Below are 394 nucleotides of genomic sequence, written 5' to 3'. Positions count from 1 at the left end.
CCTGGGCTCTTTGGGATAATGGTCCCAGGGAGGAGTACAGGTGTCGAGATCGCAACCGCCGTACACGGAGGAGTTCCGCCGTCAGATGGTGGAGCTTGTCCGAGCTGGCCACTCGCCCGAGGTGCTGGCCAAAGAATACGGCCCGTCGGGGCCGTCGATCCGTAACTGGGTACGCCAGGCCGAACAGGAGGGAGAGGCGCGAGCGGACGAGTTGACCGCCGCGGAACGCGACGAGTTGAAACGCCTCCGGAAGGAGAACCGGCAGCTCCGGGAGGAACGCGAGATCCTCCGTAAGGCCACAATTTTCTTCGCGGCGGAGACCGATCAGAAATGAAGTTCGCTCTGATCGACGCGGAGAAAACACACCACCCTGTCTCCGTCCTGGCCCGCGTGC

General features: G+C 63.2%; 1 protein-coding gene. It reads left to right on the top strand.

Annotated elements, in window-relative coordinates; all coding sequences use genetic code 11:
- Window positions 1-40: 40 nt before the first annotated feature.
- The gene (locus MXD62_RS10340; RefSeq protein ID WP_248829107.1) at window positions 41-334 is read left to right on the top strand and encodes a transposase; all 294 of its coding nucleotides are present in this window, start codon (window positions 41-43) and stop codon (window positions 332-334) included.
- Window positions 335-394: the final 60 nt, after the last annotated feature.

Source organism: Frankia sp. Mgl5 (assembly GCF_023242985.1).
In the GTDB taxonomy this organism is placed as follows: domain Bacteria; phylum Actinomycetota; class Actinomycetes; order Frankiales; family Frankiaceae; genus Parafrankia; species Parafrankia soli.
Note: the sequence above shows the minus strand (reverse complement) of the source record. Positions and strands in the feature narration are given on the sequence as shown.